Origin of the sequence: Lysinibacillus sp. G4S2 (genome assembly GCF_030348505.1) — a bacterium.
Classification (GTDB): Bacteria; Bacillota; Bacilli; order Bacillales_A; family Planococcaceae; genus Lysinibacillus.
The window spans coordinates 1344955-1362024 of the sequence record NZ_JAUCFJ010000002.1 but is presented as its reverse complement, the minus strand read 5'-3'; the positions used below and the strand labels follow the sequence as shown (position 1 = coordinate 1362024).

Below are 17070 nucleotides of genomic sequence, written 5' to 3'. Positions count from 1 at the left end.
GTGCAAAAAAGAAAATTATATGTACCAGCCACCGTTTAATCGAATTATTTGTCCCGTTACATAATCTGCTTTTCCCGAAAGATAGAAACGTACCATTTCAGCAACATCCGTAGTTTGTCCAACTAAACCTAACGGAATGTCCTCTATAACATATTCAAGCTCCTCTTCACTTAAATGATTGTTCATCGAGGTATTAATAAAGCCTGGTGCAATAGCATTAACACGAATTCGTGACAATGCTGCTTCTTTCGCATATGACTTTACAAAAGCATGCTGGGCACCCTTCACAGTGGCGTAAAGTGCTTCACCAGCCGATCCAGCCTCTCCCCAAATGGAACCGATAAACAGGACATAGCTGACATCATGAGCGCGAAGCTTTGATGAAAGCAAGGCCGTTAGACGCATTGGATTTTGCACATGAACTCGCCATAATGCATCCATGTCCTCCACCGTTGTATCTTCAAGTAGAGAATAATGTGCCTGACCATTTGCAAAGACAATCGCTTGCACATTAAAAATTTGAGATGCTAGCGATTGCGCCCCAGATACTTTCGAAAAATTTCCCTGTACAAGCATAAATTCCTGTGCAGGGAAGCTTTCTGAAAGGGAGCAGAATAAAGCCTGCGCCGCCTTCTCATTGTTTGAAAAATGTATGTAGATGGACCAACCATCTTCTGCCAGACTCTGACAAATAGCACGGCCAATCTCACCTGATGCACCTAACACGAGGGCAAACTTTTTCACTGTACGCCCTTCTCTGTAGGTAAAACTTTAAAGACAGTTTGTTGAGACTCGCCTTGAACCGAAGAAAATGCTTTTTTCAAATCATCGATCGTCAGTTCTTCTAGTACAGGCACGACATCGAACAAATTCATATCATTAAACGAATAACGCGTAAATTGGTTAGCGATAAATTCAATAGAGTTTAGTGCACGTAAGAAGAAACCTATTTTTTTACGTTTCACTCGTTCTAAATCGGCATTTTCAAATTGTGCATCTCCATCATACTTTGCTAATTCTTCCTTAATAGCTTTCTCTAATGCAGCTGGCTCTGTAGAATCTGAGCCAATCATAGCAAAGCCAAAACCATTTTCTAACGTAAAATCAAAGGCATACGTTTCATCAATTAAACCATCTTCATAAATACGCTCATAAAAACTAGATGTACGTCCAAAAATAAGTTCAAGTGCAATTTGAACAGACAGCTCATGCTTTAACATATCACGACCAGAAAGATTTGTTTCTTTTGCTTTTAAGCCAACATAGACCTTTGGCTTTTGTACATCCATATGCAATTCACGCTCTTTGACAGCAACCTCTGTCGGCTCCTTATCAAAGAAGCGTTGAATTGGTGTTGGTTCAGGGAATTCTTTTTTGTTTTGATTGTCACGAATATACGTCATCATTTCATTAGGATCTACGGCGCCAATGACAAATAATAACATATTGGACGGATGATAAAATGTATTGTAGCACGTATATAAATGATCCGCCGTAATGCCGTCAATCGACTCTATTGTACCAGCGATATCAATTTTCACTGGGTGATTATGATACATATTTTCGATTGTGCCAAAATACAGGCGCCAATCTGGCTGATCATCGTACATCGTAATTTCCTGCCCAATAATGCCCTTTTCCTTATTGACTGTAGCTTCTGTAAAGTAAGGCTCTTGGACAAAATTTAATAATGTTTCAGTACTTTTATAAATATTGTCTGTCGATGAAAATAAATACGCCGTACGTGTAAATGACGTAAAGGCATTGGCCGAAGCACCATATTCACTAAACTTTTGGAAGACATCTCCATCTTCTTTTTCAAACATTTTATGCTCTAAAAAATGGGCAATGCCATCTGGTACAGTAATGCTTTCCGAATCACCAATTGGCACAAATGTACGGTCAATCGAGCCATACTTAGTTGTGAACGTTACAAATGTTTTTGAAAAGCCTTTTTTTGGTAAAATATAGACATCTAAGCCATTCTCTAATTTTTCATAATACAAAGTTTCATCTAATTGTTTGAATTCAATTGTTTTCATTGTGCGGCTTGCTCCTTTCCACATAAGAAATAGACCGCTTCTAGCTGTACTTGTTTCGCCATATCAACAACATCTTCCTTCGTAACAGCTTTCCATTTATTTGCCCAGGCTTCAACAGCGAATTCCTCAGGTAAATCTTTATATTGGTCAAAAATTTCTATTTGTCCTCGGGCAGAATCCAATGATTCTTTTAGCTGATTCGTCAGCATTGCCTTTGTTTGCTCTAATTCTAAATTTGTAATATCGCCTGCTTGCATAACAGCAAGTTGTTCCTTAATAAGCGATAGTGCTTTTTCTTCATTCTTTGGTTCGATGCCAGACACTACAAAGACTAAACCATAATGTGATGCATATGAACTAGACGCATAGTAAGCTAAACTTTCCTTTTCACGAACATTCATAAATAATTTGGCATGAGGATAACCACCAAAAACGCCGTTAAAGATTTGCATTTTTGCGAAATCCGGATCACCAAATCGTACTGGTGTACTAAAGCCAATATGCATCTTTCCTTGCTTCATGTCTTGTTGTTCACGTACATAATCATTTTGTGGATGCTGTTGTGGAAGTACAGCAGGAATTTCTTCAGGTGTACGATCATTAAATGGTAGCGCTTTTTTCAACTTCTCTACTATTTCTTCTTCATTGATATCACCTGCGACATAAATGTCTATTTTATCGTTAGCAAGCATGGATTGATATGCTTCAAACAATGATGTTGAGGTAATATTTTGAATGTCCTCGACAGTTCCATTAGCAGAAATAGATGCCGGTTCATTCGGTCGTAAAATTTGCTGAAGGCGTTGCTGTGCAAAACGAGATTTATCGTCAAAAATGGATTCAATACGCTGAATAACCGTTTTCTTTTCACGTTCCACAATAGATTCCTTAAATACACCGTTTTCTAAATTCGGTTCAAATATTGCTGTGTGCAATAAACCAAGTACTTCATTTAAAACACTTGTATTTGCCAAGAAATGATCATTAACAGCTTCTACATTCATCAGGACTGTATGTTCATTGCCACGCTTAGATGTGTCAAAATACAACACTGTGCCATATAAGTCATCTAAAAAGCTACGGAATGCGGCTGTTGTCGTAAATTTGGCATTACTGTGCTGCAATACATTTGTTAACACGGTGCGTTCAGACGCATTTGTAGCCGTTAATGCTCTTCTCCATTTTATTGAAAAATTTACGGTTTTAAATTGGGTTGTTTGTCGGATATGCAAATTGACACCTTTTGCAAAAGGTATTGTTTTAAACATATGGAACCCTCCTATCTTTCTTAATATAACAATGTACTACACATACTATACATGTCTATTGTCTATAATTGCAAAAAGAATCCAAAGTATGTATATAAATATGTAAAATTACATTAGTTTTGTTGATTAACCAGTTCATACTAGGAACAAATGCGCTAAAGCGCTCGTTTACATCCAACAAACGCCGGAGAGCCCGAAGCAAAAGTAAGCGCTCCTCCACTTTTGCCCGAGGAATCGAAGCGACCTAGAGGATGTAGCACTTTAGCCTTGACGAAAACCTTTGTCATTGATTAACCTCCAACCATTATTTTCCCAAACGTTCGAGATATGTACAAGGAAAAAAGACTGGGCAGTTTCGCCCAGTCTTTAGTGATAGAAGATTATATGTTTTGTTCTTAGCGTTTCCCTTTAATATAAGGTTGTCCGCTAGCCTTTGGTGCATTCGCTTTACCGATAAATCCTGCTAATGCAAAGATTGTTAATACGTACGGTAAAATTTGTAGGTATACTGAAGGAATGTCTTGAACATAAGGAATTCCGCTCCCTGCAATACTTAACGTTTGCGCTACTCCAAAGAATAATGCCGCACCTAAAGCACCAATTGGATGCCATTTACCAAAAATCATTGCCGCAATCGCCATAAAGCCTTGACCAGCAATTGTTGCATGTGAGAAATTAAGTGTAATTGATTGTGCGTATACTGCACCACCAAGACCACCTAATGCACCAGAGATAACAACAGCAATATAGCGCATTTTATTAACATTTACGCCCATCGTATCTGCAGCCATTGGATGTTCACCGACAGCACGTAAACGTAACCCAAATGGTGTTTTATAAATGATAAACCATGCACCAATAGCTACTGCAAAAGCTAAAATTGACGTACTATAGACATCACGGAATAATAATGGACCAAAGAACGGGATATCTTGTAAATAAGGGATACCAAAACGGTCTATTGATCGGGTAATCATATCTGTTTGACCTTTATCATAAATCATTTTCACCAAGAATACGGATACTGCTAAACCTAGTAAATTGATAGCAACCCCTGACACCGTTTGATCAGCACGGAATGAGATCGAAGCAACAGCATGGAGAAGTGAGAAAATTCCTCCAACAATGACAGCTGCAAGCATCGCTACCCAAATTGTTGCTGCACCGAATGTTGAAGCATATTCTAAATTGACATAAATACCAACAAATGCCCCAACAATCATTAAACCTTCTAGTCCGATATTTACAACACCAGAACGTTCAGAGAATACACCACCGATTGCAGTAAATATTAAAGGTGTTGCATAAAGAATTGCAGAAGGGATGATGAAATATAACATTTCTAAAAAGCTCATGTTATTGCCCCTCCTTTTTCTTGCTTAACTTTTGTAAACCTACTCGAATAATGTAGCCTGATGCTACGAAGAAAATAATTAACGCGATAATAATAGATACGATTTCCTCTGGAATACCAGCAGCATTCGGCATATTTAGCGCTCCGTATTTAAGTGAGCCGAATAATGAAGCCCCAAATACAACCCCAAGTGGCGTATTGGCACCAAGTAAGGCAACGGCGATACCATCGAAACCTATTCCAGTAAAGCCTGCTTTAATAGAAGCGTTTTGGAAAGTACCTAGTGCCTCCATCGCACCACCAAGACCGGCGAACATACCTGAAATCGTCATAGCTAAAATAATGTTTTTGTTAACGCTCATACCAGCATACTCTGCAGCATGTTTGTTAAAGCCTACCGCTTTTAGCTCGTAGCCACGTGTTGTTTTTTCTAATATGAACCACATAACAACTACCATTAACAGTGCAACAATGATCCCATAGTGAAGACTTGAATTGTCTGTAAGCTCTCTTAAAAACGGAGAACGTAAAGAAGCTGATTCATGAATTCGTTCTGTTTTAAAGCTTCCATCAGACAATTTTTTAATTACTGCATTCGCAATATAAAGTGCAGTATAGTTTAACATAATTGTCGCAATTACTTCGTGGACTTTAAATTTCGCTTTTAAGAAACCTGCAATAAAGGCCCAAAATGCACCAGCAGCTGCAGCCGCAAGTAATGCTAATGGTATGTGAATAATTTTAGGTAATTCAAATGCATATCCTACCCAAGCTGCTGCTAGCCAACCTAAAATTAGCTGACCTTCAACACCGATGTTGAATAAACCTGTACGGAAGGCAAATGCTACTGCAAGACCTGCCAATATATACGGTGTTATTTGACGGATTGTGTTCCCAATTGAATATGAATCTCCAAAAATACCTGTCCAAAGGGCGCTATAACCTTGTACTGGGTCATAACCGCTGACTAACATTACGATAGCCCCAACAATTAAACCGATAATGATAGAGATGATAGGAACGAGTATATTAATGACACGATTTGACATTAGTCGTTCCCCTCCTTCGCACCATTCATGTTATTTTTTTTACTTTGTCCAGCCATTAATAGGCCAAGCTCTTGCTCTGTTGTTTCTTTTGGATTTAACTCGTCTACAATTTGACCGTCATAAAGAACGGCGATACGGTCCGAAACATTCATGACCTCATCTAATTCAAATGAAATTAACAGTACTGCTTTTCCATTATCACGTTGCTCGATTAGACGATGGTGAATAAATTCAATAGCACCTACGTCAAGACCACGCGTTGGTAATGCCGCAATTAATAAATCTGGATTACGATCAATTTCACGACCGATAATTGCTTTTTGTTGGTTACCACCTGAAAGAGCTCTCGCTGGTGTCATTTCACCATTACCAGTACGGACATCGTATTCTTTAATGATTTGACGCGCTTTTTCAGAAACTTTCTTGTAGTCCATAACAAAGCCCTTAGCGATTGGAGACTGGTAATATGTTTGTAGAACGATATTATGGCCAATTGGGAAATCTAATACTAAACCGTGCTTATGACGGTCTTGTGGGATATGCCCAACGCCTTCCTCTGTAATTTTTCGAGGCTTCATATTTGTTATATCTTTGCCATTTAACTTAACGTTACCACTTTTAATTTTACGTAGGCCTGTAATAGCTTCGATTAATTCGGATTGCCCGTTACCATCAATACCAGCAATACCAACTATTTCACCTTTACGAACCTTTAAGTTTAGACCTTTTACTTTATCGATATTACGGTAGTCTGTAACGACCAAGTTATCAATCGCAAGTACTTCTTCAGTTGGTTTTGCTTCCGTTTTTTCGGTTTTAAATTCGACTTGACGACCTACCATCAATTCCGCTAATTGGTCAGGATTTGTTTCAGAAGTTGTAACAGTTCCAATCCCTTCACCTTTTCGGATAATCGTTACACGGTCAGAGACTTCCATAATTTCTTTCAGCTTATGGGTAATTAATATAATTGATTTCCCCTCGGCTATTAAGCGGCGCATTATTTGTATAAGCTCTGTAATTTCCTGTGGCGTTAAAGATGCAGTAGGTTCGTCAAAGATTAAAATCTCTGCACCGCGGTATAGTGTTTTTAAAATTTCAACACGCTGTTGCATCCCTACAGTAATATCTTCGATTTTGGCATGTGGATCAACATCTAGTCCATATTTTTCAGAAAGTGCTTGTACTTTCTTTGCCGCATCTTTAATATTTACAATCCCCATTTTTGTAGGTTCAGAACCTAAAATAATGTTCTCTGTTACTGTAAAATTTTCCACCAACATAAAGTGTTGATGGACCATACCAATCCCTAAATCATTGGCCACATTTGGGTTTGTAATTTTAACAGCCTTCCCACGAACTCGAATTTCGCCACCCTCTGGTTGATACAAACCAAAAAGGACGTTCATTAAAGTCGATTTACCTGCACCATTTTCGCCTAGCAATGCATGAATTTCGCCTTTTTTCAGTTGGAGGGTGATGTTATTATTCGCCACGAAACCACCGAATTCTTTTCGGATTCCTAGCATCTCAATCACGTATTCCAATTTTGTCACTCCCTTAATAGGCACTTTTATAAAGTTAATAGTTGCCGTGCGTATTACTATCTGCCGCTTTGACTTTTAGTGCAGATAAACAATACGTCCAGTCTTTGAAATGTTATTTAGATTTTTTTGAGACATAAATAAACGACTCTACTAATCTAAATACTAGCCATAGTCACTGTTAGCTCAACGTTTTTCACATCGAACAACATTGACTTCAGCCAGAGGTTTTATCTTCGTTCAGTGGGCATTATGATAATCCCATTAACAAAAAATTCACTCATATCTTAACCCACCAATAGAGGTAGATATCTTCTGAATGAAGATAAATTAATACAGGAAAGGTCATCGTTAGAAACCTTTCTTCTATTAACTTGTTACCATCATTACTATTCTTGCGATAAACTCATAGAAAAATTACTACCTCTATGGTAAATAAAAATATAGTCTAATTGAGTATTACAAATAGTCAAAATATAACGATACATTGAAAAATCATCATAAGGGTCTTCTAAAAGTCCCTTATGATGATCAAAAGATGAATTATTTTTTCACTTTTTCTGGAACTTTAATTTCACCCTTAGCAATTTTTTCTTTATAGTCGTCAATGACAGCTTGAACATCCGCTGGAATCGCACCACGAGAATCTGCAAGTTTCACTCCGTCTTCAGCTAAACCATAAGTAAGCGTTTTACCACCTGGGAACTCACCGTTTTTCGATTTATTTGAGATATCTACAACTGCTGCGTTAACACCTTTTAACATAGAAGTTAAAGTTACGTTTGTTTTATCGTCAATTTTACCTTCTTCGTATTGGTCAGCGTCTACACCAATTACCCATACATTTGCATTAGGGTCTTTTTTCTTACGTTCTTTTGCCTCAGAGAATACACCATTACCAGTTGCACCAGCAGCGTGGAAGATAACATCTACACCTGAAGAGTACATGCTGTTTGCAGTAATTTTACCAAGGTCAGCTTTATCGAATGCACCAGTATATTTTGATTGGATTTCGATCTTTGGATTTACAGCTTTTGCACCTTCAACGAAGCCAGCTTCGAAGCGGTTGATAACTGGAATATCTACGCCACCTACGAAACCAACTTTACCAGATTTAGACATTTTAGCAGCAGCTACACCAGCTAAGAAAGCACCTTCTTGTTCTTTGAACATTACAGATACTACGTTGTCTGCTTTTACTTCAGCATCAACGATTGCAAATTTGCCATCTGGATTTTCTTCAGCTATTGCAGTCATAGCATCTTCCATCAAATAACCAATACCGTAGATTAAGTTAAAGTCACGACGTAATAATGCGTTTAAATTCGATTCATAATCTGCATCTGATTTTGATTGTAAGTAGTCGAAGCCACCATTACCTTTTTCTAGGCCATGTTCTTTACCGTAAGCTTGAACACCTTCCCAAGCTGATTGGTTGAATGATTTATCATCAACGCCACCTACGTCAGTAACCATTGCTACTGTGAATGCTTCTTCTTTTTTGCTTTCGCTAGATGATGCATTTTCTTTTTCTTTTGTAGGTTTTTCTTCTTTCGCACCACATGCACCTAAGATTGCACTTGCAGCTAAAACTGATGATAACACTAAGCCAAATTTACGTTTTTTCATTTTATTAACCCCCCAAAGGTATTGTAATTAGCAGGAAAAATATTTAGAAATGTTCTACACCCGTTTACGAACTACATGGAAACTGAATTTATCAGCTCGGAAATAATTTTTTGAATATAGCACTACTTGATCATGATCATCGTAATGCAACTGCTTTAAAACTAATAGAGCTGTTTCACGACCGCAATTTAAAATCGGTGATGCTTGCTCATGATACCCAACTGGATCAATATATGTCACAGCATAGGCAACATGAATTTTACCGGATTGTTCAAGTGCGGAGAAAAGTGAAACTTCTTTTTTTTCTACAAAGTCAGTTGGCAGAAAGCTTGCAGGTAATCTGTCAATGCAGTATACTACTGGTTCACCATCTGCTGTTCTGACACGTTCAATCGTGAGTATTTTATCTCCGTCATCACATTGGAAGCGTTTTAAATCTTCCTCAGAAGGTATGTTTTCTGTCGCTTTTAAAAAGCGAGAACCGGGTTCCATACCTACTGCCTCGATCATAGAAGAAATGCTTGATAAATGCTCGATACCTGATGTAAACAATGGCTTAGGGTTTACAAACGTACCCACCCCATGTCGACGCACAATGACATTTTCTTCTTCCAACAGCCGTAGCGCTTCTCTAAGTGTTGCTCGACTGACTCCTAGTGATTTCGATAATTCAAACTCTGAAGGCAGTTTTTCATTTTCTTTAAAAACGCCTGTATCAATGTCAGACTTTAAACGATCAATTACTTGAAGATAGAGATGACGATGATCTGCTTTAATAGTCACATATATCACCACCAAAATCAGAGATCAGACATCTGATGTACAACATTCCTACTAATCGTTCATAAATATAACATTTTTGTAGAATGAAATAAACAGTTTTGAATAAAATCTGTTTTAGAATTCACCCTTTATCCATAACCTTTTCAAATTAATAGACAAATATACAGCATTATCCACTAATTTGTCATTATTTCGGTATCAATTATCATACTGATGAATGAGCACTTGACGAGGTTTACTACCTTCAGAAGGCCCGACAATACCGCGTTGTTCCATTTGATCGACTATACGAGCAGCTCTTGAATATCCGATACGGAAGCGTCGCTGCAACATGGAAACTGATGCTGTCTGCATACTTACCACTAGTTGCACTGCTTCATCAAATAATTCATCCGTTTCCTCTAAAATGGTTTCTTCTTCGGTCGGTATCATCTCTTCCTGATACTGTGCCTTTTGCTGTTCTATAACAAAATTAACGACCGATTCAACTTCTTGATCTGATAAAAAGGCACCTTGCACCCGTTTTGGTTTAGATGCACCAGCAGGTAAAAACAGCATATCTCCTCGACCGAGTAAACGCTCTGCGCCCCCCATATCTAAAATCGTTCTTGAGTCAATTGCTGACGACACCGCAAAGGCAATGCGTGAAGGAATATTTGCTTTAATAACACCTGTCAACACATCTACACTTGGTCGTTGGGTTGCAATTATTAAATGGATCCCTGCAGCACGTGCCATTTGTGCTAAACGTGTAATAGAATCCTCTACATCACTTGATGCAACCATCATTAAATCCGCTAACTCATCTACAATTACCACAATATAAGGTAATTTCGGATGTTTTTCATCGGTTTGCTCATTCATCTTTTGTACATGGCTATTATAGCCCTCAATATTACGTGTACCTGTATGAGAAAACAAATCGTAGCGACGTTCCATTTCTGACACTACTTTCTTTAGAGCCTGAGACGCTTTGCGTGCATCTGTAACTACTGGTGCCAGTAGATGCGGAATGCCGTTATAGACATTTAATTCCACCATTTTTGGGTCAATCATCATCAGTTTTACTTCATGAGGTTTCGTACGCATTAGTATGGACACGATAATACCATTTATACACACACTTTTCCCACTGCCCGTTGAACCTGCAACAAGTAAATGCGGCATTTTATTAAGCTCAGCAAGTACAGCTTGCCCTGTAATATCACGGCCAAATGCGACTTGCAATAATGCTTCCGGCTTTGCTCCGTCTTTCGATTCTAACACTTCACGCAGTGTGACAATGGCTACCTCACTATTTGGTACTTCAATGCCGATTGCAGACTTACCAGGGATAGGCGCTTCCATACGAATATCCTTCGCGGCAAGTGCTAAGGCAAGATCATCCTGTAAGTTTACAATTTTACTTACTTTCACGCCTACATCTGGTAATATTTCATATTTCGTTACAGCTGGGCCTAAATGAACCTGCGTTACTTTGGCCTTTACACCAAAGCTTTGCAACGTTTGCTCAAGCTTTTTCGCATTTGCCTGTATGACAGAATATTCGCCGCTTTGGTCATGCTGTGGCGGTAATTGTAATAGATTATATGAAGGAAGTTGATAATCTGCATTTTCTACAGCATCTGCACCTTCAATATGGACATCATCTACAATTTCTCCATTTTCAACAGTTGCAAATGCTTCTCGTTCGTGAGACACATTTTGAGTAAAGGCAGAGATAATAGGTTCATGGGAAACCACTTCTTCTTCCTCTTGTATCTCATCCGCTTGATCAACAGCAGCAATTTCATCCGTGCTTTCAACTCTTGAACGGCGATTTTTAGGTTTCTTTGGCATATTTTTTTTGTTATCACGATGTTTCTTTTGCCATTTGCCAAAAAGGTCGGGCATTTTTTCCGCTAAATATGGAACTAGTGCCTTTCCTGTTACTAAAATTAATCCGATAAAGAAAATAACCCATGCAACGACCTTCGCACCTGTTGCTTCGAATAATACATGGAGAGCACTAAATAACAGTGCACCAATCATACCGCCTCCAAGAGCATCACTTCGATGGATGACACCCTCAGTATCAATTAAAATTCGCCAAGATTCTCGTAAAACAGAATCTGATAATAAACCTCCAGATTTTGATAATTGTTCAAAAAGAATGCCGTGACTAAAAATGGTTAAACTCATAACGATTAAGAGCATACCTACAATTAGACGATCCTTAATGCTTATTTTCTTTCGCCCAATCATGAGCAACACTGCAACAAATATAAGCATAAATGGCACAGCAAAATGTAGATTTCCAACAAGAAACATAGCTATTGTTTGTAGGACACGTCCAATCATGCCATATTCAAAAATCATAATAACCGCTACTGCAATTAAGATGAGTCCTAAAATTTCATACATAAGCGGATGCATTTCTTTTTTTTCTGTTTTCGCTTTTCCTTTAGTGATTTTTCGTTTTTTACTAGTCGCCATCTATTTCACCTTCTTTTACAGTCCATTCTATATATGTAGCGAATAATAACATGTAGAACTTGATTATTTCAAAAAAAAGACTCATCGCCATAAAGTGGGGTTGATTTCCGTTCAGGCTAGGCATTTTCCCGGGGACGTCGGGGCACCAAATATTTTCTGTGCGAAAGCGAAGCGACAGCAACAGCAACAGGGTTTTTGTCTGTGCGAAAGCGAAGCGACAGCAACAACAGATGTTTTCGGATGCTTTTATCCTTCGTTCCTTTACTGCGCTCCAAGATCTCATCTGTAACGAAAAATACAATCCCCCAACTTTTGGTGATGAGCCAAAAAAAGGATTTTCCACCGTTCTCATTCGGCTAGAAAATCCTTTTTTATTCACTTCTTACTAAACATTCAACAATGAGTTATTTTTTAATATTCCATAATGATTGGGATAATCATTGGGCGGCGCTTTGTTTTTTGGAATAAATACGTATTTAGTGTATCTCGAATTTCTTGTTTAATGTTTGTCCATTCAAATGTATCTTTACCCACGTATTTTTCAATAACGTTTTTCGCAATTTCAGAAGCTTCCACCATTAATTCCTCTGATTCACGTACATATACGAAACCACGCGATAAAATTTCTGGACCAGATGCAATTTTCTTTTGAGCACGGTTTAATGTTACTACAACAATGAAAATACCATCCTGTGATAATAATTTACGATCGCGTAGTACAATGTTGCCTACATCTCCAACACCAATACCATCTATTAATACATTACCAGCTTGTACACGGCCACTCATTCGCATTTTACCATTTTTATATTCTACAATATCACCCTTATCGGCGATGAATATTTGTGATTTGTGCATACCTAGCTGTTGAGCAAGCTTAGAGTGAGCAATAAGCATGCGGTACTCCCCTTGCACAGGGATAAAGTACTTTGGTTGCATTAAGTTCAGCATTAACTTTAAATCCTCTTGGCTACCATGACCCGACACATGTACATTTTTGCTAGATGTCAGAATTTCAGCACCTGCTTTTGCGATGGAGTTCATCGTATTAGCCATCTGTACTTCCATTCCAGGAGACGGTGTAAAAGTAATTAATACTGTATCATCTTTTTTAATTTTAATGTCTCGGTGATGTTTGCGGACAACTTTTTCTAATGCGTCAAGTGGCTCCCCTTTATTACCTGTTGCAATAATAATAATCTCATCATCTTGATACTTTTGCATTTCTGAGATAGGGATGATTGTATCTTCTTCTACTGTTAAGTAACCTAGATTTGCACCTAAATCCACAGCTTTTTCTAAAGGTTTTCCTACAATAACTACTTTACGGAACGACTTTTGAGCTTGTGTCAATACTTGTTGAATACGAATAAAATTCGATGCATAAACAGCAACTAAAATACGACCTGGTGCTGAATGGAATGTTTTTGATAATTGCTCTTCAATCACAATCTCAGATGTCGTATAACCTGGTCGCTCAGCTTCACTCGACTCAGATAGCAGCATAAATACGCCTTCTTCTCCTAGCTGAGCCATTTTTGCTAAATCAGGCTTAAATTTACCTGTCGCGGATTGATCGAATTTAAACTCACCTGTATGAACAATTGCTCCTTCAGATGTATGGAACACTACCCCTAACGAATCGGGAATACTATGTGTTGTATGGAAGAATGTCACATACGTTGAGTTAAAATTCATACGACTACGGTTCGTAACCTCAAAGAATTTCACCTGATGTGGTGCAGGCAATTCCTTTAAATGTTCCTTTGCTAGTGCAATTGTTAATTTTGATCCGTACACTGGCGCTTTCACTTTTTGTAATACGTAGGCAATGGCGCCAATTGCATCTTCATGACCATGCGTTAAGAAAATCCCTTTTACACGATCTTTATTTTCCTCTAAATACGTAATATCTGGAATTACGATATCAATGCCCAGCATTTCGTCTTCAGGGAACATCAAGCCACTATCCACTACAAATAGCTCTTCGTCAATTTCTACTACGTACATTGCTTTACCAATTTCGCCCACGCCACCAAGTGGAATGATGCGAATTAATTCATTTTTCTTTTTTGTCAATTTATTTCCTCCTAAAAAATATCCCGAACAGCAACCACTTAAGATTTATTATACGGTTTGCAAAGCTTTTGCACAAATCAAAAATACACGTTTCATGATTGAAAAAGAAAATAATTGCTATTTTGCATTACCATTAGGTGGAAAGGAATGTGGGGATATAGCGTGGTGAAGGCTCTAAATTTGTCTTTTATAAGCAAAAACTATTGAAGTAAGCTGGATTTATCATTGCTAGGATGTTCATCACTTCCACTTTGATGGTTATAGTGGCTGGGTATAGCGCCTGAGCAGTTTTCCCATTTACCAGAACGGATTTTGATATTACTTGAGCTGGTCTCTTTTCTACCGGAGCGGATTTCGGGGCTACCTGAGCGGTTTTTCTTCCTACCCAAGCGGATTCCTCTGGTACCTGAGCGATTTTCACTCCTACCCGAGCGGATTCCTCTGGTACCTGAGCGATTTTCACTCCTACCCGAGCGGATTCCTCTGGTACCTGAGCGATTTTCACTCCTATCCGAGCGGATTCCTCTGGTACCTGAGCGATTTTCACTCCTACCCGAGCGGATTCCTCTGGTACCTGAGCGATTTTCACTCCTACCCGAGCGGATTCCTCTGGTACCTGAGCGATTTTCACTCCTACCCGAGCGGATTCCTCTGGTACCTGAGCGATTTTCACTCCTACCCGAGCGGATTCCTCTGGTACCTGAGCGATTTTCACTCCTACCCGAGCGGATTCTTCTGGTACCTGAGCGATTTTCCCTTTCTAATCCTAAAAAGAAAAAAGACTTTAGACAAACCTAAATTTCAAGTTTGTCTAAAGTCTGGGAGGCTAATACGAATTAGCTCCAATTACAGTTTAGCTAAAGCTACTTATTTTTCTAAAGCCTCTCGCCTTATCTTGATACGTATCCCAAATTTGGTCAAAGTTTTCTTTTTCTTCATCCGTCATTTCCATCATTGGCAGACGAACGTTGATTGTATCAAAGCCTAATTTGGTCATCGCATATTTTACAGGCGAAGGATTTGGTTGTGCGAACAGCGCACGTACAAGTGGTAATAATGCTCGGTGAATTTTGGCTGCTAGCTCGTGATTTCCTTCTTCAAACGCTTTAATCATTAATTGCATATCATTACCAACTACATGGGCAGCCACTGAAATAATACCTGCTCCGCCGATTGCTAATAGTGGAAGTGTTAAACCATCATCCCCACTATATACTAAGAAATTATCATTTGAATCAACATTTTCAATAATATCGCCCATTTGAACTAAATTGCCGCTTGCTTCTTTAATCCATGCAATATTAGGAATTTTACTTAAAGCAACGGAAGTTTCATAGGCAACATTGACACCCGTACGTCCTGGCACATTATAAAGCATGACAGGTAAACTTGTTTCTTTAGCAATTGTTTCAAAGTGCGCAAAAATACCGCGTTGATTTGGCTTATTATAATATGGTGCTACAAGCATAATACCATCTGCACCATTTTCTTCAGCCTTGTGCGTCATTGCAATAGAGTAAGCAGTTTCGTTATCCCCTGTACCCGCAATTACGGGTACACGGCCTGCTACTTTTTCTACTGTAAAGCGTACAACTTCAATTTTTTCTTCTGTGGACATAGTTGGGTTTTCAGAGGTTGTGCCACATGCGACAATACAATCTGTACCATTATCAATCAAATGATTAATAATACGTTCTAGTTCTGGATAATTAATCGTGCCATCTTCTTTGAACGGCGTAATCATCGCCGTTCCAATTCGCCCTAAATTCATCCTTACACCCCTCTTATAGTAAGTTATCCTCCAGCAATGCTTCTGCAATTTGGATTGAGTTCAATGCAGCCCCTTTTAAAAGATTGTCGGAAACGATCCATAGGTGGAATCCTTTTTTGTTGTCTAAATCTTGACGGATACGTCCTACAAAAGTAGCATCTTCCCCTTCTGCATAGATAGGCATTGGGTAAGTTTGTGTTGCGATATCATCTTGTAATATCACACCTGGTGCACTGCGTAATACTTCAAAAATCTCTTGTACCGTTGCTTCTTTCTCTACCTCAATATAAACAGACTCAGAATGTCCTGAAACGACTGGCACGCGAACGCAAGTTGCAGCAACTTTTAGCTCTGGTGCATTCATGATTTTTTTCGTTTCATTAATCATCTTCATTTCCTCGTATGTAAAGCCATTGTCTGTAAATTTATCAATTTGTGGAATGACATTACGAGCGATTGGATAGTGACGTTTGTCGCTACCAGAAGGTAAAATATTTGCTTCTACATCCTTACCTGCATCCCAGTTTGTACTTTGTGCCTTTAATTCCTGAATGGCAGAAACACCTGCACCTGAAACAGCTTGGTATGTCGATACGATAATTTTTGTTAAGCCAAATGCATTACGAATAGGTTCAAGTGCAGCCATCATTTGAATGGTAGAGCAGTTTGGATTCGCAATAATTCCTTTATGCTTAGCAAGATCACCACGATTTACTTCTGGTACAACTAGTGGTACCTCTGGATCCATGCGGAAATGGCTCGTATTATCGATCACTACTGCACCGCGTTTTGCTGCTTCTGGTGCAAGTACGGCAGATACCGAGCCACCAGCAGAGAATAAAGCGACATTGACGCCCTCAAAAGCTTCAGGTGTCGCTTCTTCTATTGTATAGGTCTTACCATTAAACTCGATTGATTTTCCTGCTGAACGAGCAGAAGCTAAAAACTTAATATCTCCAATCGGAAAATTACGTTTAATAAGCTGCTCCATCATTTTTGTTCCTACTGCTCCTGTTGCCCCAACAACTGCAACTGTTAACTGCTTTGTCATCTGTCATCTCTCCTTGAGTACAAGT

General features: G+C 38.7%; 13 protein-coding genes. 1 reads left to right on the top strand and 12 read right to left on the bottom strand.

Annotation, left to right across the window (positions count from 1 at the left end; genetic code table 11):
- Positions 1-15: 15 nt before the first annotated feature.
- The 9 genes from ymfI to QUF91_RS06835 all read right to left on the bottom strand — a co-directional run bounded on the left by ymfI (position 16) and on the right by QUF91_RS06835 (position 12144).
- Positions 16-744, bottom strand: a complete 729-nt coding sequence (ymfI, locus tag QUF91_RS06875) for an elongation factor P 5-aminopentanone reductase (protein WP_285394592.1) — start codon at positions 742-744, stop codon at positions 16-18.
- Complete coding sequence (gene yfmH / locus QUF91_RS06870; RefSeq protein ID WP_289417230.1) at positions 741-2042, bottom strand: EF-P 5-aminopentanol modification-associated protein YfmH; 1302 nt, start codon at positions 2040-2042, stop codon at positions 741-743. Before yfmH ends, ymfI begins: the two co-directional genes overlap by 4 nt.
- Positions 2039-3310, bottom strand: coding sequence for an EF-P 5-aminopentanol modification-associated protein YfmF (yfmF, locus tag QUF91_RS06865; protein ID WP_285394595.1), 1272 nt, complete (start codon positions 3308-3310; stop codon positions 2039-2041). The genes yfmH and yfmF overlap by 4 nt, the downstream gene beginning before the upstream one ends.
- 395 nt (positions 3311-3705) lie before the next feature.
- A complete protein-coding gene (locus QUF91_RS06860; RefSeq protein ID WP_289417228.1) occupies positions 3706-4665 on the bottom strand; it encodes an ABC transporter permease in 960 nt (319 codons plus the stop codon).
- Position 4666: 1 nt separating this feature from the next.
- Positions 4667-5713: an ABC transporter permease gene (locus QUF91_RS06855; RefSeq protein ID WP_285394598.1), complete on the bottom strand. Its 1047-nt coding sequence runs from the start codon at positions 5711-5713 to the stop codon at positions 4667-4669.
- The gene (locus tag QUF91_RS06850; protein WP_289417226.1) at positions 5713-7260 is read right to left on the bottom strand and encodes an ABC transporter ATP-binding protein; all 1548 of its coding nucleotides are present in this window, start codon (positions 7258-7260) and stop codon (positions 5713-5715) included. Before QUF91_RS06850 ends, QUF91_RS06855 begins: the two co-directional genes overlap by 1 nt.
- Before the next feature lie 540 nt (positions 7261-7800).
- Positions 7801-8886: a BMP family lipoprotein gene (locus QUF91_RS06845; protein ID WP_289417225.1), complete on the bottom strand. Its 1086-nt coding sequence runs from the start codon at positions 8884-8886 to the stop codon at positions 7801-7803.
- 54 nt (positions 8887-8940) lie between these two features.
- On the bottom strand, positions 8941-9669 hold the full coding sequence (locus QUF91_RS06840; RefSeq protein WP_285394602.1) for a GntR family transcriptional regulator: 729 nt from the start codon (positions 9667-9669) through the stop codon (positions 8941-8943).
- A gap of 198 nt (positions 9670-9867) precedes the next feature.
- On the bottom strand, positions 9868-12144 hold the full coding sequence (locus QUF91_RS06835) for an FtsK/SpoIIIE family DNA translocase (protein ID WP_289417224.1): 2277 nt from the start codon (positions 12142-12144) through the stop codon (positions 9868-9870).
- Between the two features lie 158 nt (positions 12145-12302).
- On the opposite strand from QUF91_RS06835, the gene QUF91_RS06830 reads away from it, so the two are divergent.
- A complete protein-coding gene (locus QUF91_RS06830; protein ID WP_285394606.1) occupies positions 12303-12533 on the top strand; it encodes a hypothetical protein in 231 nt (76 codons plus the stop codon).
- 22 nt (positions 12534-12555) lie between these two features.
- On the opposite strand, the gene QUF91_RS06825 is transcribed toward QUF91_RS06830, so the two are convergent.
- The 3 genes from QUF91_RS06825 to QUF91_RS06815 all read right to left on the bottom strand — a co-directional run bounded on the left by QUF91_RS06825 (position 12556) and on the right by QUF91_RS06815 (position 17045).
- Positions 12556-14223 carry a ribonuclease J gene (locus QUF91_RS06825; RefSeq protein ID WP_285394607.1) on the bottom strand — a complete coding sequence of 556 codons (1668 nt, stop codon included), beginning with the start codon at positions 14221-14223 and terminating at the stop codon, positions 12556-12558.
- 853 nt (positions 14224-15076) lie between these two features.
- Complete coding sequence (dapA, locus tag QUF91_RS06820) at positions 15077-15994, bottom strand: 4-hydroxy-tetrahydrodipicolinate synthase (RefSeq protein ID WP_289417222.1); 918 nt, start codon at positions 15992-15994, stop codon at positions 15077-15079.
- 13 nt (positions 15995-16007) lie between these two features.
- A complete protein-coding gene (locus QUF91_RS06815) occupies positions 16008-17045 on the bottom strand; it encodes an aspartate-semialdehyde dehydrogenase (protein ID WP_289417220.1) in 1038 nt (345 codons plus the stop codon).
- Positions 17046-17070: the final 25 nt, after the last annotated feature.